The sequence below is a fragment of the Neoalteromonas arenosi genome, from assembly GCF_030362855.1.
Taxonomy (GTDB): domain Bacteria; phylum Pseudomonadota; class Gammaproteobacteria; order Enterobacterales; family Alteromonadaceae; genus Alteromonas_E; species Alteromonas_E arenosi.
This window is the reverse complement of the sequence record NZ_JAUCBP010000007.1, coordinates 327,919-352,354: the sequence shown is the minus strand read 5'-3', so window position 1 is coordinate 352,354 and position 24,436 is coordinate 327,919. Positions and strand designations below refer to the sequence as shown.

General features: G+C 45.5%; 18 protein-coding genes and 2 tRNA genes. 1 reads left to right on the top strand and 19 read right to left on the bottom strand.

Translation table 11 applies throughout. The features are described from left to right. Positions 1–27 precede the first annotated feature (27 nt). From QTP81_RS07990 to QTP81_RS07945, 10 genes are all read right to left on the bottom strand, one after another. On the bottom strand, positions 28–1,035 hold the full coding sequence (locus tag QTP81_RS07990) for an efflux RND transporter periplasmic adaptor subunit (protein ID WP_289364829.1): 1,008 nt from the start codon (positions 1,033–1,035) through the stop codon (positions 28–30). A 39-nt stretch (positions 1,036–1,074) separates the two neighbouring features. Continuing rightward, positions 1,075–4,146: an efflux RND transporter permease subunit gene (locus QTP81_RS07985; RefSeq protein ID WP_289364828.1), complete on the bottom strand. Its 3,072-nt coding sequence runs from the start codon at positions 4,144–4,146 to the stop codon at positions 1,075–1,077. Between the two features lie 132 nt (positions 4,147–4,278). Next, positions 4,279–4,914: a YiaD family glycine zipper/OmpA-like lipoprotein gene (locus QTP81_RS07980; protein ID WP_289364827.1), complete on the bottom strand. Its 636-nt coding sequence runs from the start codon at positions 4,912–4,914 to the stop codon at positions 4,279–4,281. 112 nt (positions 4,915–5,026) lie between these two features. Further along, positions 5,027–7,597 (bottom strand): EAL domain-containing protein, encoded by a 2,571-nt coding sequence (locus QTP81_RS07975; RefSeq protein WP_289364826.1) that lies wholly within the window; start codon positions 7,595–7,597, stop codon positions 5,027–5,029. A 124-nt stretch (positions 7,598–7,721) separates the two neighbouring features. Continuing rightward, complete coding sequence (locus QTP81_RS07970) at positions 7,722–8,912, bottom strand: PcfJ domain-containing protein (protein WP_289364825.1); 1,191 nt, start codon at positions 8,910–8,912, stop codon at positions 7,722–7,724. A gap of 112 nt (positions 8,913–9,024) precedes the next feature. Next, positions 9,025–10,218 (bottom strand): RtcB family protein, encoded by a 1,194-nt coding sequence (locus QTP81_RS07965; protein ID WP_289364824.1) that lies wholly within the window; start codon positions 10,216–10,218, stop codon positions 9,025–9,027. A 27-nt stretch (positions 10,219–10,245) separates the two neighbouring features. Then, positions 10,246–11,025 (bottom strand): nucleotidyltransferase domain-containing protein, encoded by a 780-nt coding sequence (locus QTP81_RS07960; RefSeq protein WP_289364823.1) that lies wholly within the window; start codon positions 11,023–11,025, stop codon positions 10,246–10,248. 67 nt (positions 11,026–11,092) lie between these two features. After that, the gene (locus QTP81_RS07955; RefSeq protein ID WP_289364822.1) at positions 11,093–12,268 is read right to left on the bottom strand and encodes a slipin family protein; all 1,176 of its coding nucleotides are present in this window, start codon (positions 12,266–12,268) and stop codon (positions 11,093–11,095) included. A 262-nt stretch (positions 12,269–12,530) separates the two neighbouring features. Beyond that, positions 12,531–12,602 (bottom strand) — tRNA-His (locus QTP81_RS07950). Next, positions 12,582–12,758 (bottom strand): hypothetical protein, encoded by a 177-nt coding sequence (locus tag QTP81_RS07945; RefSeq protein WP_289364821.1) that lies wholly within the window; start codon positions 12,756–12,758, stop codon positions 12,582–12,584. Before QTP81_RS07945 ends, QTP81_RS07950 begins: the two co-directional genes overlap by 21 nt. A gap of 145 nt (positions 12,759–12,903) precedes the next feature. Between QTP81_RS07945 and rtcR the strand changes: the two genes are divergently transcribed. Beyond that, positions 12,904–14,508 (top strand): RNA repair transcriptional activator RtcR, encoded by a 1,605-nt coding sequence (rtcR, locus tag QTP81_RS07940; protein WP_289364820.1) that lies wholly within the window; start codon positions 12,904–12,906, stop codon positions 14,506–14,508. 41 nt (positions 14,509–14,549) lie between these two features. On the opposite strand, the gene QTP81_RS07935 is transcribed toward rtcR, so the two are convergent. From QTP81_RS07935 to QTP81_RS07895, 9 genes are all read right to left on the bottom strand, one after another. After that, positions 14,550–15,014 carry a hypothetical protein gene (locus QTP81_RS07935; RefSeq protein ID WP_289364819.1) on the bottom strand — a complete coding sequence of 155 codons (465 nt, stop codon included), beginning with the start codon at positions 15,012–15,014 and terminating at the stop codon, positions 14,550–14,552. A 21-nt stretch (positions 15,015–15,035) separates the two neighbouring features. Next, positions 15,036–15,332: a hypothetical protein gene (locus QTP81_RS07930; RefSeq protein WP_289364818.1), complete on the bottom strand. Its 297-nt coding sequence runs from the start codon at positions 15,330–15,332 to the stop codon at positions 15,036–15,038. 295 nt (positions 15,333–15,627) lie between these two features. Further along, entirely contained in the window at positions 15,628–16,998 is a 1,371-nt protein-coding gene (locus QTP81_RS07925; RefSeq protein WP_289364817.1) for an NAD(P)(+) transhydrogenase (Re/Si-specific) subunit beta, read from the bottom strand. Positions 16,999–17,007: 9 nt separating this feature from the next. Continuing rightward, a complete protein-coding gene (locus QTP81_RS07920; protein ID WP_289364816.1) occupies positions 17,008–17,295 on the bottom strand; it encodes an NAD(P) transhydrogenase subunit alpha part 2 in 288 nt (95 codons plus the stop codon). Between the two features lie 2 nt (positions 17,296–17,297). After that, positions 17,298–18,506 (bottom strand): NAD(P) transhydrogenase subunit alpha, encoded by a 1,209-nt coding sequence (locus QTP81_RS07915; RefSeq protein ID WP_289364815.1) that lies wholly within the window; start codon positions 18,504–18,506, stop codon positions 17,298–17,300. A gap of 569 nt (positions 18,507–19,075) precedes the next feature. Then, on the bottom strand, positions 19,076–20,401 hold the full coding sequence (locus QTP81_RS07910) for a methyl-accepting chemotaxis protein (protein WP_289364814.1): 1,326 nt from the start codon (positions 20,399–20,401) through the stop codon (positions 19,076–19,078). 370 nt (positions 20,402–20,771) lie between these two features. Further along, a tRNA-Met gene (locus QTP81_RS07905) sits at positions 20,772–20,848 on the bottom strand. 128 nt (positions 20,849–20,976) lie between these two features. Continuing rightward, positions 20,977–23,961, bottom strand: a complete 2,985-nt coding sequence (locus tag QTP81_RS07900) for a ligand-binding sensor domain-containing diguanylate cyclase (RefSeq protein ID WP_289364813.1) — start codon at positions 23,959–23,961, stop codon at positions 20,977–20,979. Between the two features lie 127 nt (positions 23,962–24,088). Further along, positions 24,089–24,391 (bottom strand): 4a-hydroxytetrahydrobiopterin dehydratase, encoded by a 303-nt coding sequence (locus QTP81_RS07895; protein WP_289364812.1) that lies wholly within the window; start codon positions 24,389–24,391, stop codon positions 24,089–24,091. Between the last annotated feature and the right edge of the window lie 45 nt (positions 24,392–24,436).

The window sequence follows — 24,436 nt, the reverse complement described above, 5'->3', positions numbered from 1 at the left end:
TTGATTTGATTGGATAACTACAACAACTTATGGATTCTTCACATTCACTTTTGCATTTGGCTGAAGCCGCTCGGCCCCCCGTACAATAATACGGTCTCCCGCATTAATTGGCCCATCCACTACGATCCAGTCACCGTCGGCAAATCTTACCTTTACCAAGACTTGCTCTGCTTGCTGATCGGCGCTTACCCGGTACACGAAGGTCTGAGCACCTCTGATAATGAGCGCGTCACGCGGTACAGCGGGCTCATCACTTGAATGCGCTTTAGGCACCGATACTGTTACAGCGTCACCCACTAGCAAAGGCGTCTTATTGGCATCAATACGTACTTCTATCATACGCGAATTGGGATCACCGATAGGGACAACATGGCGTATAGGTAGGTTTAACGTTTTTCCGCGGTACTCCACCAAGAGCGGCGTGCCTACAGAAATAAAACTTTGATACTGGATTGGTGTTGGCAAAACAATATCTTTGATCTCTGTATTAACTAATCTAACCAACGGATCGCCAACGCGAATAAGCTCGCCAACTTGTGCGTGACGTGCAGCCAACACCCCGTCAAATGGGGCTTTAATCGCAGTATCAGCGAGCAAGCGCTGCGCCTCATTCAGATTAACTTGAGCAAGTACAATTTGCTGTTCAAGCATTTGTGTATTAGCTAACTCCCGTTGTAGCTGCGTTTTTGATGCATTGTCTTGGCTGGCAAGCACAGTAAAGCGCTCGACCTCAGAGCGACGAAACGCCAAATCTGCACGTAAACTGGCAAGCTCAGCTTCGGCGCGTTGCATCTGCCAACTCATCCGGTCGCGATTGAGCTGCGCAATAACCTGACCTTTTTTGACAACTGCTCCCACTAATAAAATGTCTTCAAGCAGCCCCTCAACTTCGGCTGATAACACTGCGTCTTGCAACGACGCCACCTCGCCTTTCAAAGCGATAGTTGGTGCCATTGCTCGAACATTAATCTCATAGACTTCAACATCCGCGGGTGGCATTTGCCTCGCGAGTAGGTCGGTAGATACTAGGAGCATTAAGCTCAATCCCACGATGGTAAGTAGCTGTTTCAACAATTATGCCCTCGAACGCTGAAAAGAAAATTGCAATAAACACGGCAACAAAATCAAGGTAAATACGGTTGATACCGACATTCCACCGACGATTGCTGCAGCCATGCCGCGATAAATATCACTGCCGTCCCCAGGGAATAACAGAAGTGGCAGCATGCCAAACAGACTGGTTAACGTACTCATAAAAATAGGTCTCAAGCGAATGCTAAGTGCATTGCGCACAGCCTCTTCTACTGCCAATCCAGATTTCAAGCCATCGCGGGTTTGCGACACTAGTAGAATGGCATTGTTGACCACCAATCCAAGTAAAATAATAAATCCTATCATGCCGAGTAAATCTAACGGTTGCGGATTAAATATATCCAATAATTGCAATGCTAACACGCCGCCCACACAGGCAAGAGGTAGTGCAATACACACCTGTACCGCCGCTTTGAGCGACTTAAACAAACCCGCCATAATTAACAATAAAAGTAAAAACGCCATGACAAAATTCACGCTCAAGGTGGAAATAGCACGCGCTAAATCTTCCGCACTACCACTGTATTTGATTTGCGCATCTGCAGGTAATTGTGCACGCAATGCCGGTTCAACTTTAGCCTCTAATTCGTTAATAAGGCCCTCTAGAGACATCCCTTCAGGTGGGTTTATGCTCAGTGTATAGCCACGTTTGCGATTAGTACGGGCAATTGCACTTGGGGCTAAAACGATGTCAATTTCAACCAACTCGGCCAATGGTACTATTCCGCCCCGCGGGGTCATAACGGGTAGATCAGCCAATTGCTCTGGGGTTTCAAAACGCGCTGTTTTTAAGTAAATATCCAGTCGTTTGGCACCATCAAAGTACTCACCCATCCACATGCCCTGACCGAGCTGGGAAATGACTACGGCCAAATCTTCACGGCCCCAACCGACTTCCTTCAAGCGACTGTCATTGGGAATAAAACGCAATTCGGTAGAGTCCGAAAAGGGATCGGGTTCTGGATTAGCTGTGGCACCGGGGATTGATTGCATGACTATGCCCATTCCAGCCATTGCAGCTTGTTTTACTGCATCGAGATCCGTACTGGTCATCTCCAATCGCACACTGTTGGAATCACTAAACCCGCCGAACAAACTGCGACGCATTGAAAAACCAAACATATCAGGAATGCCGCTGATGATATCCATTTGAATCGTCTGTTGGAGCTGATTTAAATCAGTGCCGTCCTCGCCGTTTAAAGCTAGCCACCCACCTGAGCCACCGGGAAACGACCAGAAAAAATAGTCGCGCACCGCGGGTTGCTTCTCACCATTTAAATGTGGCTCTAATCGCTTAGCAATAACTTGGGCAATTTCACGATCGGCAGTCGCTACGTTAGTGCCTGGCGGGAAGAACAAAAAACTGTCGACGGTATCGCGTTTAACCGGTGGTAAATAGTTGCTATCTGGCCATAAGGTAATGGTTAAGGTGATCGGTATAACGATCAGACCTGCGATCCAAAATGAGCGTTTACCTTGAGAGTTGGTCAACCGCATAAGACCATCGGCCAGAGCTTCCCAACGTTTGGGGTCGGATGTCAGGGCTGAAGAGTGTTTGCCCTTGAGTAAATATCTGGCCCCTGTTGGCAATAAGGTAACAGCAACAACCAAAGAAACACTGATGCCAATAGCAATGGTCAGTGCCAAATCAGCGAACATTTGACCCTCAGCATCCTCTAAGAACATTATGGGAACAAAAATCGCAACAGTGGTCGCTGTTGATGCCAACAAAGCTCCCCACACTTGTGTCGCTCCTTTATCGCTCGCTGTAGCGATATCCTCTCCGCGCTCTCTAAGACGTACAATGTTTTCCAGCACCACAATCGCAGCGTCCAGCACCATTCCCGAGGCAAAGGCTAAACCGGCCAGTGAGATAACGTTGAGCGAGCGACCAGTTAGGCCCAATATGATGAAAGTCGCTAACAGGGAAACCGGTATGGCAACAGCAATTAACAGCGTTGCTCGCCATTTGCGCAGGAACAGCCATAACACGGTAACAGCAAACAACATTCCCAGCGCCAAATTACTGCCCAACAAGCCCATTGAGCGCTGGATGTAGCGCCCAGGGTCAAATGAGTACTGCGCCTTCAAACCACGTTCGGCAAATACGGTCTCATTGAGTTCAGCCATTTTTTGTTTAACGCCATCAAGTGCTTTTAACACGTTGGCGTCATTGGTTTTTGATACGGCTAGACGAAACGCTGGATTGCCATTTTGATAGATAAATCCACCGGCTCGTCCGGGGCCGATTTCAATCTTGGCTATATCTGCAAGTCTGATCTCCACGCCATTGCGCTCTTCCAGAATCAATGCTGCAAGCTCATCGACGTCGTAACGGCCCTCAAAGCGGACTGTATATTGTTTGCGACCTACATCGACAAAGCCGCTCGACATATCCTGTGACCGGCCGATTAAACTAGGTACTCGGGCAATATCAATACCGAGTTCCGCAGCACGGAAAATATCAAAGATAATTTGCAGTTGTTCACCATCGCCCCAACTACCGTCGTCAAACTCTATGCGCGATACACCGTATAACGCCTGCAACTCAGGCAAAATATTATCGCGAATAAACTTACTATTGGCTTGCTTTTGTTGCTCACTGACGGATGCGTCATTTTGGATAAAGTAGTCAATCAACGTGTCATTCGCGTCACCCCACTCACCCATCATTATCTGTGGTCGCTGAGCATTTGCCGGTAAAGGTCGCAATCGATTTAAACGGCTTATCACATCAATTAATGCCCGCGTCATATCCGTTTCAAGTGCAAACTCCAACTGCATAAAACCGAAATCTGACATGCTCCACGCCAACATATCAGTCATCCCTGGTGTGCCTACGAGCACTTCTTCAATCGGCACAGTTAGTTCTGATTCGATTTCGGCGGGTGAAGCGCCCGGCCACGAACTGATCACCGTAATAACCGGCTTCTCAATGTTTGGCAATAGCTGCGCGGGGATACGAAGTAAGGAAATAACACCCAAAACAATTACCATGAGGGTAATAATGATCACAGCCGTTGGGTTATTAAGACTCTGGGTGGTTAACTTCACAAATTTCCCTAATCCTTGTGCAAACTTAACCTGATCTTACACTAAGACGAATGAATAACACATAAGGGAATTGTGTCGTTTTGTTGCGACAATCATAGATTGCCGCAAACGCAAACTTACTAATTGGATTACTTAAGTCAGTGGAATAATTTGTAATTCAACGCGGCGATTTTGGCTTCGACCGTCGGCGGTCTCATTGCTCGCAATGGGCTGAGTTTCACCAAAGCCTACCGTTTGCAAGCGCGCTTCGTTCATGTTCGCGCTAACCAAGTAAGCCGCAACGCTATTTGCTCGCATAATAGATAGTTGCTGATTGTATTGTGCATCACCGCTTGAATCCGTATGCCCTGCAATTTGCAGCTTCGTCTTGTCATACTTATTCAGAACTAATGCTACATCGTTGAGTACTTCATTAAAGCTGGGCTGAATTTCCGAGCTATTGGTTGCAAAGGTAATATTTCCCGGCATTACCAGTCGAATGGTGTCGCCTTCTCGATACACTTCCACACCAGAATCGGCCAACTCCTCGCGAAGCGCCTCTTCTTGTTCATCCATGTATGCACCAATAGCACCACCGACTATTGCGCCTAATGCGGCGCCCCAAACATACCGGCTTTTATCGTGATCGCCGGTGCCTTTGCCGGCAATAGCGCCGATTACCGCGCCTATCGCTGCACCTTTTTGGGTGTTGTTTCCAGTTGATTCACATCCAACAACAAGCACAGACGCCAATAATGCACATGTACCTAATTTGTGTAACTTTTTCATACGCTTCCTCTAATTTGTGCAAAAAACACATACCGTGAATCTATTGCAAAAAACTGTCCAACTTCACTCTCAGTAATGCATCAATACAGACCTGCGCTCCTACTATTGAACATTAGGCTTGAAAAAAGTTCTGAATCAATTGCTCAACTGACTGCGGTCGACCACCGAAATACCCTTGATACACGTCACAATCGAACTCTTTTAGTTTGTCCAAAGTGGATTGGTCTTCCACGCCTTCTGCAACTACCGTATAGCCCAACGCATGGGCCATCATGACAGATGTACTGACAATTACCGCAGTATTGGTATCAGTTGAAACATCATGTATCAACGATCGATCAAGCTTTATTTCAGAGGCGGGTAATTTGTGAAGATACGACAGCGATGAGTATCCGGTCCCGAAATCATCGATAGAAATTTTAACCTTAGTTTTGGCTAGTTGATTAAGCATCGCAATACCAATTTTGGGGTCTTCCATAGCATCGGATTCAGTAAGTTCTAAGTAGACCCGCTGAGCGTCCACTTCCAAGCTGTTGAGTATTTCGGTAACTTCTTGACCAAAGTGCTTAAATTGCAGATCTTGAGCACAAATATTGATGGATATGCTGCCGTCAAAACCCAGTTCACTCAATCTGTTCAAATCAGTTAGCGCTTGTCTGATGGCCCATAATGTTAACTCATGGATCAACCCAGAACTTTTGGCCAAGGGAATAAATTTATCCGGGAAAATATCGCCCAAATCTGCATGATGCCAACGTGCTAATGCTTCAATACCTACAACTTTGCCAGAGGCGATATCAAACTTGGGTTGATAGAGTAAGTTCAATGACGAATTGCGCAATGCATCCCGCAACAAACCGACGATGGTGAGTTGGTTCTCATCATAAATATCCATCCGATCGTGATAAAGCGTCATTGTTCCTGCGGATAGATTCGATTGATTAGCCGCAATCAGGGCTTTTTTAATCAAATTTGACGGCACATCATCGTGCTGTGGATAGAGAGAGCAGCCATACACTGGCGAAATATCAATGTGCATACCGTCCAAACCTATCGGCTCGACCAAGTTCACCAGAGTCTGATAGTATTTCTCTGGTTTTTCTTCAAATGCGGCTTGCTCTATTACTGAACAAAATGTGTCGCGCGCAATTTGGTAAATATATTCCGTCTCACCCGAAAAACGCGTTGCCGTCACTACCCCGTTAATATCTCGATGATGCTCACTCAATTTACGGGCAAACTTTTTCAGAATCGCTTCAGCACGGGACAAACCAAGAGTTCGAGCGATGTCGTCAAAATTAGATACCTTAACCAATGCCACGATTAACTTTTTGTCCGGGGATTGTTTTATCGTTTTACCTATCAATAACTCCAAGCGATTGCGATTAGAGCACCCCGTAACAGGGTCGCGTGATAACGCGTCAGCCAATTGCATTTGGGTCTCGCTACGTGCCTTCTCCGTTTGAATACTCGCTTCCTGTGCTTTAATTTTATTTTCTCGTTCGGTGTAGAGCCTATCCGCTAATGCTAAGGTTAAGATGAGCGCCTCTAATCCTGAACCGATTTGCATGGCATACTCGGTAAAAAACGTATTGGGCAAGAATCCTGATGTGCGACCTGATGTCGCGAAAAACCCAATAGTCAATGGCGTCCATGCAACAGTGAAATACCAGCCAGCCGTGCGCCGCACTCGTGTCACTAAGGGGCCAGCAACAAACAAAACGCTAAATAGCAACACAGCTCCGACGGCTGACACTTTGACCACCGTGTTGTAGTCGCCAAAAATTGCCAGGGTAAGATTGAACATTTCGAAGCCAATCATGGCTTTCAACGCCCAATCAAATCGAGGAGTGACCTGCGCAGTTTTTAAAAACTGACGTGCAAACAACAGCGAAAAAAGCGCTAAAGCAGGCATGGAAATCAGAAATATACGACTACTAATATCTGGGCTATCCGGCAGTATTAGCTGTTGGAAATAACCTCTACTGGTCGCGAAAAATAGCCAGTACCCTGTTGTAGCCAGTGCGTAATACAAGTACAAACGCTCGCGTAAGGTTACAAACACGGCAATATTGATAAGTACAATCACCAATATTGCACCGTAATATAAAAAATGGACCTTTTGCGCGACGGCAGCAGATTCGAAAAAGGCACGCTCCTCCCACAAACGCATGGGGATCAACATAGAGCCATCCGTTACGACCCGAACGTACAATTCAACTCGTTCTTGTGGCGCCAATTGCAGACCTAATAACTGACTGGGGTGATCTATCTCGCGCGGATAAAAGGGCAACGTATCGCCGGTTTGAATCGATTGTTGTGCAAGCCCCGCTCTAAACGGGTAGAAGGTCACACTGTCGAGCAAGGTGTAGTCTATTTCAACCACATAATTTTGGGTTTGACTGCTTTGATTGACCAATTCAAGACGAGTCCAATACGCCGCTTGCGTGAAACCGAAGCTTGCAGATGCTGGCGTTTCTGGTTGCCATTGGTCATCACCTAGCTCGCGAACGGCTTGAATATCTAGTTGATTGTTTGCATCTATATAAACATCGAACGCTGGGGCAATCGGAAAATGGCTTTGGTCATGAAACTGTGTATTGGGCATAGCCGCCAAGGTGGGTTGAGTTATTAACAGTAATAACGTCCACAAAAAAGCGGTAATACAAGATTTTAAACTCAAGTCGAACTTCTCTATCGATGGCACTATACAACTTCAACCTTTGGAGTTGCCGAAAGCCACGTTGCATAAGACAACGTGGCGTTCGGCATAAGGTTAGTCTAGTCGATTATTTTGCGCTATGCACTTAATTCAGACGCAAATTGTTGCTCACCGCCCAGTGCACAACAGCTTGTCGTTCAGCATTGCTTGGCTCGCGATTGTATTTACCTTTCACTTGCACTACTCGCCTAGAGGCATTGTTAACTTCGATTGTAATTACTCGCTGCTGATTATGTCGTAACGACCAAATCGAGCAATTGCCGCGCTTAATCGCATTGCGGTAGCCATAAACACAATGGTTCATGGCAATTCCCTCCGCGAGCAAACGCTCGATTGAAAGGATCTCATCAACCTGCCATTGCTGAGTGACAATGCGACCGCGCTTGGTGCTCATAGACTCTTTCCAATCTAGTGGTAGCCAACCAGATTCAGGCAAATTCTGTCCACTCGCTTTCTTGCGCATAGCCTCATGTCGCTGCCATTCGTACATCGCATAAAGCACATTTTTATAGCTTTGTTTATGCAGCACAAACTGACGATCAGCGCCCTTGCGAACGCGCAAGTATTCAACGAGCTGAGGCAACACCTGAACAGATAATTCCGTTTGTTTGCAGCACCAGAGTAAAACTTGCTGCCAAAATTGCTCCATCGCTGGCTCTTGAATGACCATAATGGGACGCAACTTGCTCCATGCTTGAAACAAGGCGTAGCTTCCACCGCAGCTCATTACCTGAACATAACGAATGGCTTCGATAAAATTCAATGAAGCTGGTAACTGCATAAGTGCATGGCACTGTCGACGCGTTAGCGGCACAGGTAGTGAACCTGATTCACACAAAGCAAAAACACTGGTGCCATAAGCAATACGAGCTACCTGCTTCATCATCTGCCGATCAGCCGTTGCCCAAAACACGCTCCAGATAAACTCTGGCATTGGATAAGCAGCAAACAAGTGTTCAGCCAGTGACACCAACAAGGTGCGGTAGCCTTTGCCCTGTGGCTGCCATGAGTCAACATCGCGATAGGTTGCAATACGCGCCATGTGTTCAACCGCATTCAAGCTATGCTGGTCCTTAACCAGTTTTGGCGCTTTATCGGCAACTTTACAAACCAAGGTATTCGAATGGCGAAAAACTTTCGGCTTGCGCGCCAAGTTCTGCGCAATCACGTCTTCCTGGCATTGTCTCACTACACGCGAACTGATACGCAAAGTTTTGCGCTCAAAATCGAGGCGTTCAGCTTGCTCTCGCAGCCGAACTCGTTCGGAATGTTTCATCACATTCACCCTATACTTCAATATTGGCGTTAATTGACACTCAACTAACGCCAGATAAGGTGTTAGATGAGTGTCGTAACGCTCCTGTTTAATTGATGATTATTCAATCTAATCAACCCTTTACATTTACGATTTGTCTTAATTGATGAACAACGTCCACCAAATCAGTTTGCAGTGACATGACTTTGTCGATGGACTTATACGCCGCTGGAATTTCATCCAACACGCCTTTGTCTTTACGACATTCAATACCCTGCGTTTGACGCTCCAAATCACTGACTCTGAAACGATTTTTTGCTGCGGTACGCGACATCTTGCGCCCTGCACCGTGGGCACAGCTGCAAAATGACTCGGCATTACCTTTACCGCGAACAATGTACGACTTTGCGCCCATCGAGCCTGGAATAATACCTAGCTCGCCTGCACGCGCACGAATTGCCCCTTTACGAGTAACCCATACGTGGTTGCCGTCGTGCCATTCGCGATCAACAAAATTGTGATGACAGTTAATAGCCTCTTTCGTCACCGTAAAGCGCTTCAAATGGTCAGCCAAGACTCTTAGCACTGCATTCATCATATGCTCACGGTTATACATGGCATATGCTTGCGCCCAATCTACCGCTTCGACATAGTCGTCAAAGTGTTCTGTTCCTTCGCGTAAATACGACAATTCCTTGTCTGGCACATTCAATTGATGCACGCGCATGTCTTGCTTGGCCAAACGAATAAAGTACTGACCAATCATGTTACCGATCCCACGGCTGCCCGAATGCAACATCACCCAGACATCATCATTTTCATCCAAACACAGTTCAATGAAATGATTCCCTGAACCCAGAGTCCCCATCTGATGCGCATACTTGCGCGCATTACCGTGTTTGTTGATGTCCGGATGTTTTTCCAAAATAACATCAAGGCTCCGCGCGATTGCATCGCCACCGCGGATTTGTTCTTTGCGATGAAATCCGCCAGCACCTAAGGGCACCACATCTTCGATCGCCGCGCGAACTCGCGCCAAGTTGTCAGGCAAATCGCTCGCCTTTAGGGACAAGCGCACTGCGTTCATACCGCAGCCGATATCAACTCCAACCGCAGCTGGGATCACAGCATCAGTAGTCGCAATAACCGAACCTACGGTTGCACCTTTCCCTAAGTGGATATCCGGCATTCCCGCAACGTGCTTATAAATGAATGGCAAGCTTGCCACTCGCCGCATTTGCGCCAATGCTTCATGCTCCACTTCATCGGTCCATATTTTGACCGGCTTTTGTTGCTCTTTCGCTTGCAACAGCGTTACCACAGGCATGGTAATTCCTCTTTGTTTTACAACGCGCTATGCGTTTCCCACATAACGTACAAAGGACCGAGCTAAGTCATCGGTAGACTTGCGATTCACGGCTATAGCCGCAGCACAATCACTGAGTCTTGCCAGTTCGGCTTTAAGAAAAGCACTGATGACCGGTATCGGTCGATCGTAATCAGTCTCAAAACCCGCCTTTTTGCGCACTAGCAACTCGGCGATAGCGTTTGTTAACTCGGTGTCTTCGACCGTTTTGTCCACCAGTGTTTCGAAAAACAGCGGTGGAATACTGCTATGCGACTCTATCCAGCGCATACACAGTATGGGACGCAACACGTAAAAGTATTTTTTAGTCTTGACCAAGTCACTTTTGAGATACTCCCGAAAGTTACCTTTGGCCATATGTAAGTAGTGATAAAATCCCGCTCGGGGCGAATAATACGCAGCCAATAATGGCGCAAACGTGGCTCGAAAGCCCTCTTCTTCCCGATACACGATGTCACTACTAAACCATTCCAATAATGCTGGGTTTGACTTTGCCATCAACTTAACAGCTTTGCGCAAATCCCAACCATTGATGTCTAGCTCATCCTCAATGGGCAATTCAATCACGTCTCGCTTGGATTCAACGAAAGGCGACAAATACCACTCAGGCTCGCGCATATACAAAAACCGTACATCATAATCGGAGTCTTTTGAGGCAAAGCCCCAAGCCCGACTACCCGATTCAACCGCCATTAAAACGCGAACCTTGTACTTGCTTTCGATTGCGCTGAGTTCGGCATCAATGCGTGCCTTAACTGCATCAGTCATTGTCCTCCCTCCTGTATTAATGTTCCCTGAATGTAAAACTGCCGCCATCCTTGGCAGCAAAAGTAACTCAGCTCAATTTGACGGTCTGGGTCAATAATTGCTCCAATCCGCCGTAAACATTTAAGCTGCCTACTCGCTCTGAGACTTTCTCGAGCGCCTCTAACTCTTTTAAGCGCAACAACGTGGTGTTGCCTTCCATCATTTTCGCGGTGTTGTGCAAGCTTCTGGTTGCAGCGGTTTCTTCACGTCTTTTGATCACGTTAGCTTCGGCACTTTTTTGCGCTTCGACCACTTTGTTCAAAATCGTTTTGATCTCGCCAGGTAAAATGATGTCTTTTACCCCCACCCGGCACAACCGCACACCCACTTGATGTAACTCATCACTCACTAATGCACTTACCGTCTCATTGACGTACAACTTGTCAGCAAGAAGATCATCCAACGTTTTGGTACCAACAGCTTCCCGTAGCGCTAACTGCACGCTTTTGTAGATGAACGCGTTAATGTCATCCACTTGCTCTGCTGCCAATACTGCGTCTTCGACCTTGATAGTAGCTGTCAAATTGATTCTGATTGATACGCGATCTTTTGTCAGAATCTCTTGCCCTGCGACTTCTAGGGTTTGCTTACGCAAATCGAAGACTTTCACTTCCACATGCTGGCTAAGCTGCCAGAAACCGTAAACACCAGGCTGCAATACTTCTTGTAACGCGCCATCAACCATCAACAGCCCTACATGATTCGCCATTACCCGCGCTTCTAGTACAGGCACTCTGCGCACCACTGCTGCACTGGCAATTAAGTTAGTCGCTGCATTTAAACCCCGGTTTTTAATATCCGTTAATACGCCAGTATTAACACTAAGCTGCTCGTCTAAGTTGATCCGCTCTAGGCGCAACTCGCCAGCTGCTTTCCACAAGAACAACTTATCCCCAGGGGCTACAATCCCGCGCATTTGGCCATCAACATAAAGCAAACCTGCTTCATTGCTAGCTAGCTGCCAAAACTGAATGTGCTCTTGCAGTTCAGCGTTTTCACGCACCAAGCGTTGGGCGTTGGCATCTGTGAAGTACAAGCCTTTAGTATCAAACACTTGCCAAGTAAGTGCTTTACTGGCGTTTACAAAGCGATGTTTACCTGGCGCTAACACCGCTTCAAATTGCTCATCGCGAAACATCAGCGCTAATTCGTTTTGTGTCACAACTACTGTGGTGAACACTAATCCTTGTTTGATTTGGGCCATCGTAGCCTCCTATATTCCTCTTACATTATGTGACTTCGGGGGTAGCAAACCTGAAAATTACTGGCGCTAATCAAGGTCAATACACGGCGCCGGTTGTTTAACGTTGCATCCTTGCAACTGGCAATGTGTATCAATGTTGACTAGGCGAGTAACTAACAGCGGTTAGTACGGCCCTCAGTCGGGTTTAAACAAATTTACAGTTTGTTCATAACAGGGTTCGAACCTGTTGACTTAAGCTAAGTCTTATCCAGTTTTTACATTGGTTGTATGATGGGAATTGAACCCACGTCCACGAAATCCATAATTTCGAGCTCTACCTCTGAGCTACATACAGCGTCCAGCGTGAAAGGCTGGTGACAGAACAACTGTCGGTGTTAGTTCGCGGTATACGATTGGTAACACCTAACGCACCTGTGTGCAGAACATACACATCAATAGCGACTAACGCCGACATCGTTTTCAAGCGCAGTGCCAAGTTTTGAAAAAACATCAAATAAAAACCCTATCTATATGTTTTTATTTACTTATTTATTTTTAATCGCTGAAAAACAGAAAAGTGACACCAACTTAAAATAGCCACATTTATATCATTTGTGATAGCTTTGTATTTTTATTGATATCTTGAGTAGTGAGCCATGACAAAGAGAAATGTGGTCATAAATATTCTTGGTGTTATTAAAGATGCCAAAGGTCGTGGCCATAAGCGCTGGCACGCGTGGCGTCCGACAATTAGCTTAGTATCTCACCCGGAATTTCCTGTCGATCGCATGGAAATGCTCTATGAGCCTGATTATTTGCGCCTAGCTAAGCGGGTGATGGAAGATGTACAGCAAGTATCGCCGCACACGCAAGTTGCATTGGTTGAAACTGCGTGGAGTGATCCGTGGGATTTTGCCGATGTGTATTCATGGCTACTGGAGTTTAGCCAGCATTACAACTTTGATACAGACAATGAAAACTACTATTTGAATATCACTACGGGCACTCATGTGAATCAAATCTGTATGTTTTTGCTCAGCGAAGCACAATTATTCCCTGCTCGACTGGTTCAGGTTTCCCCTGACTTTAATGCGCCGCCCGAAGAAAAATCCAAAGGCATATTGCGGGTAATTGACTTAGATTTATCCAAGTACGATGCCCTATCGCAACGCTTCCAACAACAGGCGCAAGCGGGAACGGAATTCCTAAAGGCGGGAATTCAGACTCGCGACATAGCTTTTAACCAAATGATAGAGGAAATTGAACAGGTCGCTATAAGTTCACGAGATACAATTTTGCTGCAAGGGCCTACTGGTGCAGGAAAATCACAATTAGCGCGGCGGATATACGAGTTAAAAGCCACACGCAAAGAAGTTACCGCCAGCTTTGTACCGGTAAACTGTGCAACACTGGTAGGTGAAGGGGCTATGTCTGCACTCTTTGGGCATGTTAAGGGTGCATTTACCGGCGCAATTAATCCGCGCAGTGGTTACTTAAAACAAGCCGATAAAGGGGTTTTGTTTTTAGATGAGATTGGTGAGCTGGGCCTTGATGAGCAAGCCATGCTGCTGCATGCAATTGAATCTAAAGAGTTTTACCCCGTAGGCGCTGACAGTTTAGTTTACAGTGACTTTCAGCTAATCGCCGGCACCAACAAAGATCTGCAAGAAGAAGTTAAACAGGGTCGCTTTCGCGAGGATTTGTTGGCTCGAATTGATATTTGGTCGTGGCGACTCCCCTCTTTGAAACAACGAATGGACGACTTTGAAGTTAATCTCGAATTTGAGCTGCACCAGAGCGCTCGACTGTTAGACCGCCATATACGCTTTAGTATGGCTGCCAAAGAGCAGTACTTGAGCTTCGCCAAAAGTCCAAGTGCAACGTGGGCTGCAAATTTTAGAGATCTAAATGCAAGTGTTACACGGATGGCGACCCTCAGCCCATCAGGACGCATCGAACGCAATACAGTGGAGCGTGAAATTCAGCGCTTACAAAATCGCTGGCAGCAGCAAATCGAAAACAAGCAGGTAGACCTTACAGAGTGGTTAGACAAAGAGGTTATTGAAGAATTAGATTACTTTGATCAAATGCAGCTGCAAAGCGTCATTCAAGCGTGTAAACAATATACTACTGCCGCCGAAGCGAGCCGCGCTTTGTTTGACAAGAGTCGATTGCGCAAGCAAACACAGAATGATTCACACCGTCTGCGGATGTATTTACAAAAATTTGGGCTAACGTTTAAGCAAATAAAAAACAGCTGATCGGCTGCTAGCCCACAACTAGCAACCGATAGCTGCATGTACTATGAACGCTTATTGCTGCAAGGTAGCGTCGCTTGATATTCACAAATTTCGCGAACTTCATCATTGGTAGCGCCACCAATACAGAAATCTAAACGAACTTTAACCGTGCCGCTTTGGCCCGTAGGCTCCCACTGCCAAGACTCTAGGTAGTCTCTAGCGTGGCGTCGAATACCAAAACTGGGAACGACAATATCTGTATCTACATCTTGTACATTGCCTTGCGCATCAACCTGCAGATTAAAAATACCACAACCTTTAACGCCTGCACGCTCCATCCCTCGGGTCATTGTCAGTGTCTCTGGAAACGCGCGCTGCCAAGCGCCATCATCAGCCCCACTAGATTCAATCACTGTAGCGATGACATCGGTTTTTAACCGTAGCTTTTGATTAGCGATTACTTCAAAAACCAATGAGTAAGAAAGCACCGCACCTGCGGTGACCACTAACGCTTTTTTCATATTCATTTTCCCACCTATTCCCAAGATTTACTGACCATCAGCGTTACTGGTGATACCAGTTCTTTGTAAACGCTCAAAACCTTCACGCCCAGCTTGTTCTAAAACAGCTCGCTCTTCAGCCGTGCGACAAACGCGAGTCATCATATTTGAGCCGGTGCGCTTTTCCATTCTACAAATCACACCGTCATCATTATTTGCAGTGCCATCGCTGGCATATTTAGATGAGTTTCGCTCATGTGTACTCACGCAACCTAACGTGAACGCAGTTACACAAACGACAAATCCTAATCGACCTAACTGGTTGGCCATTGGAAGTGGCTTCATTGCATTGCTTCTCCTGTTCAATTGACCTTGTAACAGTCGCGTTGTGGCGCACATTACTCAATTAAAAATCTTGGAAGTATCATAAAGAAGCTGGAAGTATCTTGAATTTTGGTTGAAATAAACCTAAAGCACTCCCGTGAACGGTATGTTTTGGCACTTGAAAATTCTTTTCACATCTGAAAACGATGTCTTACAGTGGGTGTCACTGGATTAATGCGTCGGAAAAAAACTAAAACAAACAAAAAAACCTCTGTTCTAACAGAGGTTCCTGGTGTGTAAGAAAGACGTCAGAATACTAATCGCCGAACTCTCGAATGATATTGTTAAGCGTATCTTTTGCATCACCGTATATCAGTCGCGTATTTTCTTTGAAAAATAACGGATTATCGACACCGGCAAAGCCAGCAGACGCGGAACGTTTCATCACAAATACATTGCGTGCGCGATGTGCCTCTATAATCGGCATGCCATAGATTGGGCTATCTTGGACATCTTTCGCAGCGGGATTAACTACGTCGTTTGCACCAATAATAATCGCAACATCAAAACTATCCATACGTGGATTAATCGCATCCATTTCATACAGCTGCTCATAGGGAATGTCAGCTTCTGCCAACAATACATTCATGTGCCCCGGCATACGACCGGCAACGGGGTGAATGGCATACGCCACCGTCGCATCGTTGTCTTCCAATAATGCTTGAAGCTCTTTAACTGCATGCTGAGCTTGTGCCACAGCCATACCGTAACCAGGGATCACAACGACGCTTTTCGCTGCCTCCAGAACATAATATGCATCTTGTGCAGTCATCGAGCGTACTTCTCCTTCGATTTTAGCGGCGCGCGCTGCAGGTTTAGCAAATCCCGATAATAGAATATTCATCAGTGATCGATTCATCGCTTTACACATAATTTGCGTGAGGATTAGGCCGCTCGCGCCTACTAATAAACCAGCAACAATTAAGATATTATTATTCACCGCCAAGCCTGCCAGTGTTGCAGCTACGCCTGAGTAACTATTTAGCAGCGAAATAACCACTGGCATATCAGCTCCACCGATAGGTAAGGTTGCTAAAATGCCAAACAACAGCGCGAGGCCTATCGCTACGTAGAAATACGGTAAGTAACCGGGATTCATTGCAGCGAACAGCGCCAACACGACAACCGCAAGAATAATAACGCCATACAACCAGCGTTGAAGTGGGAAAATAATCGCCCGGGTTGGCATATGCTCTCCCAGCTTCAACCAGGCAATGATACTGCCAGTGAAGGTTACACCACCGATGATTACAGCTAGGTATGCTAGAACACTCAATACCGGCGTAATGGTTCCAGTGGAGTGAGTTAACGACGAAACACCTAACAACAAACTGGCTAAACCGCCAAAACCGTTAAAGATCGAAACCAACTCTGGCATCGCAGTCATTTCGACGCGTTTGGCTAACCAAACGCCTGGAATACTGCCAAAAATCACGCCTGCAGCAATCCATTCATAACTTAAAATTTGCTTGTCGATCAGCGTTACCAATACTGCTATGAGCATACCGACAGCTGAAACCAAATTCCCCTTTCGAGCACTCGAAGGATGGCTGAGTAACTTTAAGCCGAAGATAAAACAGGTTGCCGCAACTAAATATGAGGCATTAACCATTAATGCAGATGACATAGTGCCCCCTTACTTGTTGTTAGTCTTAGATTTGAACATGGCTAACATGCGATCAGTCACCATATAGCCCCCCACGACATTCATCGTGGCAAAAACGATCGCGAGAGTACCGAGTATTGTCGTCAAGACATTTTGATCACTTCCAGATGCCGCTAACGCACCGATTAACGTTACCCCCGAAATGGCATTAGCGCCTGACATCAAAGGCGTGTGAAGCGTTGCTGGTACTTTTTTAATCAGCTCAAAACCGAGAAAGCCAGCCAAAATTAAAATAAAGATTAGGTTGATAGAATCCATAGTTAGGCCACCTCAGTTTGTGTTGCAGTACTCGCTGCACTTTCATCAGTTTTCGAAAACTGTTTCCGCAGTAACTCGTTGCGTAAAACACGCGCATGGCAAACCACGCTTGCGTCAAGAATATCGTCAGTAAAATCGAGGTTGAGTGTATTACTCTCCTTATCCCAATAATCTTCGATTAAGTTGTACAAGTTATTGGCGTACAAATTCGTTGCATCTTTTGGTACTTGGTTAACCCAATTTCCTGTGCCCACAATTTTGACCCCGTTGATAATCCGTGTTTCACCGGCCACACTGCCCTCGACATTGCCACCACTTTCAGCCGCCATATCTACGACAACACTACCGGGCTTCATGGCGCGAATATCCTCAGCAGATACGATTTGTGGCGGCTTTCGGCCAAATAATTGTGCTGTAGTAATTACAATATCAGCAGCCGCTATTGCGGCGTGCTGCCCTGCTTTTTGCTTCGCCTGCTGCTCCGCACTCAGTGCATTGGCATAGCCTTGTTGAGATTGACCAGTATCACCTAAATCAATATTGAGAAATTTGGCACCTAGGGATTTTACTTGCTCTTCGACAACGGGGCGTGTGTCAAACGCAGTAACTTGAGCCCCCAAACGTTTAGCCGTGGCAATCGCTTGTAGACCAGCGACTCCCGCACCAATAATAAATACTTTGGCCGGGTTCACCGTTCCTGCGGGTGTCATCATCATCGGTAAGATGCTGTCTAATTCAGCCGCGGCATTCATAACCATTACGTAGCCTGCTAGGTTACTTTGCGAACTTAGTGCATCCATTTTCTGCGAGCGCGTGGAGCGCGGGATCATCTCTACACTCAACGCAGTTGTGCCCTTTGCGACCAGCTGTTCGATAGTCTCTTGCTCAAAGAATGGATCTAAATGGCCTATTACAATCGCTGATGGTTGCATGATATTGATATCGGCCTGACTTGGACGGTTTACATATAGCAAAATATCGGCTTGAGACAATAGCTTATTGCGATCGTCTACTATTAATGCGCCTGCTTCGTTGTACTCTGTATCGCTGAAACCAGCGAGCACCCCAGCATTTGCTTCGACCAAAACCTCAGCACCGAGGGCTGAATACTTAGCCACTGTGGCTGGTGTAGCACTACATCTTCGCTCTGCACTTGTAGGGTTGTCGGTTAAGTCTGCAGCGTCGCTCTCTTTTAAAACAACAATCTTCACAGGTCATTCTCCCATTTTATTATCATTCGCCGCATCATCATGACTGTTAATAATCACGACGTGCTTTGTACCGAATAAACCTAAAAACTCGTTCGGTGGTAACTGTCGTTTGAATCTTTATTTTTCTTGTTATGAGTAAAATCCATCCAAATTGCGCCACAACTTGTCTGACCAGTATAGAAATACACCACATTTTGACTATCGGCTAATACGTATGACATATACCGATAATTTATGAGATCAATAACATTCATTTTTACGAGTTATTTCTGATGGTTATAAAACCATCAACTGCGGAAGCGACAGGGGTATATTTGATTGCTTTACCAAGTTAGAAGCCGTTGATTCGGGGTTAGGTGTTAGCTATGCGTTGAGTTAAGCTTAAGAATGTTTGCAGTTCTTTTACTGCATTTGTTTTAAAAAGTGAGGCAGGAAAGTTTGACTTCGGTATACGCCGCGAAAACCACACCCAGCTTTGCACTATTAAAAAGTCCTACATCTGCAATACATCAAAACGAGATGCTATGGTTTTTATAACGACGTTTACCTAAGCTAAATCAACAAATTATTTAAATCTCCGCCTTTCGCTCTACCGATTCAACCACGTGCTGGACCGCTTTGGATACTTCACCAATCACCGAACTGACTCGATCAATAAGTTCTTCGGCTTTAGCGGCCTTGTCCTCTGTACCTTCAATGCTTTGTGCGACTTTATTGCTCAGTTCACGATTGTTATCCACCACATGCGTTATTTCAGCGATTGAGTCACTTGTGCGTTTTGCTAGGTTTCTAACTTCATCAGCAACGACAGCGAAACCACGTCCTTGCTCGCCTGCGCGGGCCGCCTCAATGGCAGCATTCAATGCAAGCAGGTTTGTTTGCTCGGCAATACTTAATATCGTATCAACAATTGAGTTAATTTTTTCGCTCGCGGCATTTAATGCAATCACATCTTTTGTCGCTGTATTTACGTCCAAAGACATATCGCGCATGATACTGATCATTTCCTCAAGTGCTTGGTCAGCTTGCAGAGAGATTTGCTCAGTCTCGACGGATGTCGTATAAACCGCTTCGGTCGCATCCTTTTCGCGCTGGATACGCTGAGTTACGTCCTGTGCGAATTTAATCACTTTTTCAGTTTTACCATCTATATCTGTTATCGGGTTGTAGCTGGCTTCTAAGAACAGGGGTTGACCTGCTGCGTTTACACGTTCAAATAGACCGGTTACATGCTCTCCTTGTGCAAGACGCCGCCAAAATTCTTTATACTCTGCGCTTGAAGATATAGACGCAGGACAAAACATACGGTGATGTTTGCCTACGATCTCGTTTAACTGATAGCCTGTCGCGTCAAGAAAGTTTTGATTTGCTCGAACAATAGTTCCATCTAGTTCAAATTCAATCACTGCGCTGGAATTATCTAAGGCCCTAAATATCTGTTGTGAATGACTACTCTCTAACTCTTGTTGAGTAACATCTGTAGCAAATTTGACGATACTGACCAGGTTACCGCTTTTATCCCTAATCGGGTTATAACTGGCTTCTATCCATATAGGTTCGCCATTGCCTTTTATACGCTTAAAACGCCCAGTAAATGAGTCGCCGTTGGCTAATCGGTGCCAAAACTCCGTATACTCCTTAGAGCCTGAGTATTTTTTCTCACAAAATATACGGTGATGTTGCCCCATTATTTGGTCTAACTGATAACCCATAGCAGAAAGAAAATTATCATTAGCATCAATGATTTTTCCATTTGGGGTGAATTCGATATAGGCCTGTGATTTTTTGAGGCTGGTCACAATGTCATCTGCATGATTAAGTGCATTGAATTGAGACGGGCTGATGTTAATCTCATTTGCGTCTCCTTTTGCAGAACGGCGGAATAAACTTAGCATACTCATTCTCACTTCAGTGGTGTATTTTTGTAAATATATTCATTTTTATTTATAAAAGTAGGTCTGAAAATCAAGATATTCAATTATTCGACCTAGATATTTTTTGTTTAACGTTAAGAGTTATTTGCAGAACTGTTTTTTTGGATAAAGTTTTTATGGGAGTTTCGGGGACTACTTCAACGCAATGTGCTAGCTACACTGCGAGATGTACTTCGATACTAAATACTTAGATTACTTTTGAGCCGCTTGGATAATTACTAGGGCACAAAATGGGCACGTTTTGGGCACCGCGTGCCCAAAAGCAAAAAATTAGGGAATTTTTGATGTATTTCAGACACAAAAAAGCCCTGATAAATCAGGGCTTTATGTTTGGTTGCGGGAGCAGGATTTGAACCTACGACCTTCGGGTTATGAGCCCGACGAGCTACCAGACTGCTCCATCCCGCGCTTGTTCCGGTTTAGCTGGCTTATGCTGCCTCGCTAAGTGGAGCGTATTATACATATGGTTTAAGTCGACGCAAGCACAGTTCGCGATTATTTTACTGTTTGCACACTATTCAACCAGTTACGACTTATTAATAAGCATTTGTACTAGAATGGGTTTGGTTTTTTCCTCTGACTTTTCCAGCATACATTCTTTTATCAGCAGTATTGATGCACTCATCTAGTGATTGTCCAGGCGCGATTTGAGCAACCCCAATGGTAAAGCTCACGGTAATGATTTGATCATTGTAATAAATAGTATGTCGATGGATTTCTTTGCGGATCTTTTCTGCCAGTATTACCGCATCATCTAGCTCGGTATCTACCGCTAGTATTATGAACTCTTCCCCCCCCCAGCGTGCCAGCAGGTCACTCTCCCGAATAATTGATTGCATCTTCGTGGCGCACTCTCTCAGTACTTTATCGCCACAGGCGTGGCCTTGCTGATCATTGATTTGTTTAAAATAGTCAATGTCGAGCATCAGGATCGAGAATGGAATACTAGTGCGTTTGTGGCGTTCAAGCTCTACTTGGGCTCTCTGTCTAAAATCGCGTCGATTGCGCAAACCTGTTAGTTCATCGATAGTAGAGAGTCTTTGCAGTTTTTTGTTTGATGCTTCTAACTCTCGTGTTCTAGCCTCTACCAGCTGCTGTAAGTTTCTTGAGCGTTGTTTCAATGCGCTCGTTCGCCAATGATAAATTGCAACAGTTAAACCAATGGCTAAGAATGCCCAAAGTAACTGTGCCCATGCAGTCCAGTACCATGGCGGATGTACTATAACTAATAGCGTTGCTTGCTTGTTACTCCATATACCATCACTGTTAGTCCCCTTTACAACTAACCGGTATCTACCCGGGTCAAGATTGGTATAGGTAGCCGTTCGGTTATTGGCTGATGTGGATATCCAATCTGCATCAAAACCTTCTAGCCGATAGGAGTACAGGTTGTTTTCAGGTGAACTAAACGCCAGTGCGCTAAAACTCACGCTAAATACCAAATCCTGTGGTCCCAGTTCGATTTGATTGGCAATGTGAATAGGCGCGGTAAGCTTACTTTGCTGATCACTAGCTGGCGACGGTCGCACTGTATTGTTTAATACTGATAAGTTGGTCAGGATAATATTGGGATTCCACCCTGAACGTTTGACATGCTCTGGGTAAAAGCTAGATATGCCTTTAGGGCCACCGAACAATATCTCACCATCTGACTTCATTACACTGTGATTTATATAATAACCTTCTGACTTTGCGCCATTTTTCTCATTGTAATAACTCACATCAGTATAATTACGATTGATCTTAGCAATACCTTCGGTTGTACTAGCCCAAAGATTGCCCTTTCGATCTTCTTGCACACCACCAATAGAAAGGTTCGCCAGGTGCTCTGTAGGCACTAACTGTGTATATATATAACGTTGCCCCGTGACCTGCATTTTATACACGCCTGCACCTTGACTTCCTAGCCAGTAATGCCCGTCAGACGCGCTAGACACCCATGTAACAACACGCGGGCTGTTTTCCTTTGGGTTGTCCGACAATGTATGTAAATTGATCATCTCACCGGTTATAGCGTCAATTCGAACCAACCCCTCTATCGAACCCGCATAGGTATATTGATTATCGTCGGTGTTTATGTGGGTGACGGTCGCCAGCGGCCAGTGGTTTTTCGTAACTAGTGTGTCGCCATCGAGGTAATACAAACCGTCGTTGAAGGTACCCACCCATAAATCATTATTACTATCCATTGTTAAATGAAAGATAGTTTCATCATTGAGCACGGGTTCTTGACTTAAATGGCTGACAGGCTGTAACAAGCTGTAAAGGCCTCCTGTTGTGCCAACCCAGAATTTTTGTCGTGCTTGATCGAATGCGATAGCCCGAATCACTTTACTATTGGACTGGCCATCACTTTGGGATTCATCATTGAGTAACCATGGGCCTTGAAGATTTCCCGAGACGTCTCGTTGCCACACTCCATTTGGCGTACCAAACCAAATGGCATCACTATCGTCCAGCGTTAATCCGCGTACGGTAGTGAATGGTTCGGCGTTTAACTCTTTAATATTGACGCTGCTAGGGTCAAAGACGGAGACTCCACTGATCCAAGAGCCTTGCCATACTAAGCCAGACTCAGCTTCAAACGTTCTTGTCATATGAGCAGAACTCAACACACTCACAGCATCGTTATCAAACGACAACACCCGCACGCTCGCTAAATCGTCAGGTCTAACAATAGCTAGCCCGGCGTAAGAGCTTAACCACACATCACCGTTTTTAAGCTGATTAATCGCTGTAAAACCGCTATTGGATAAACGAGGGGTATCAAGTGGTAACGCCTTTATCATCACTTGTTGAGCAAGGCTAACTTCAAAAATGCCCGATTCAATTGTAGAAACCCAAAGTCGAGAATCACCGAGCCATTCAATATCTGTGATTTCATCATTTTCAATCAGCAAACGGCTATTCTGCCCGTTTTCAAGGTCAATTCGCCATAACCCATTGGTTGTTGCAACGAGCAGAGTGGCCTCAGTGAGACGCACAATGTCAATTACACGAGTAGTCTCATTAATATCAATGGATACCGGCAGAAATTGGTCACCTTGGCGATTGTATTTGAACATCCCATAGCGGCTTCCGGCCCATATATCGCCAAGACGGTCAACAGTAATTGTCGAGATAATAAAACGTTGCTGACCATCGGTACCAATTAGCGTGTAATGACGAAAAGAGTCTGACTCATACAGGTAGCGCGACAACCCTCCCGAGGTAGCCACCCAAATGTCGTGAGTGATGTTGTCCAACGCGAGTTTATAGGCAAATTCACCTATCGGGCCCAACCCGTCCTGTGTTTTATCTTTTCTGTACTGTACAAACTCATAACCGTCAAAACGGTTAAGTCCATTTTGCGTAGAGAACCACATAAACCCAAGTCGATCTTGCAGTATGTCAGACACTGTGACTTGTGATAGCCCCTCTGCAACTGAAAAGTGCCGCATGTGGGTGGGAACGATCAGTTGGGACTCAACCTGACTGGAGGCGCTAGCTGACTGTGCCAGCTCCAAAACTGCCACAGCCACGATCAATAATGCTAATCGGAACGTTTTAATAAAAGTCTCACTTCCGCACTGAATAAGACTTCTTAACTATAGCTAACTAACGCCAAAAGTTAGAAAAAATAGACAAATTTTCCGTTTGTGGTAGGCGTTATTTAAACAATTCCATTTTGGTTGCTAATTTAAAGTCTAAATCGCTAATACCATCAACATCGTGTGTGGTTAATTCAACCTTGACACGGTTGTAAACGTTAAACCATTCTGGATGATGGTTGAGTTTCTCAGCCCAGATGGCTATTTGAGACATCCAACCAAAAGCACGTATAAAACTTTTAAACTTAAATTCTTTAGTGAGCTTGTCATTTACGATCGCCCATTGCTCAGCGTCAGCTAACTTAGCATTCAATTCGTCCAAGGCTGATTCAATTTGTTCAGTCGTGTATTTTTCGGCCATGCCTACTCTCCTTTGTTATTTGGGGGCATTACACCAGATTTCTGG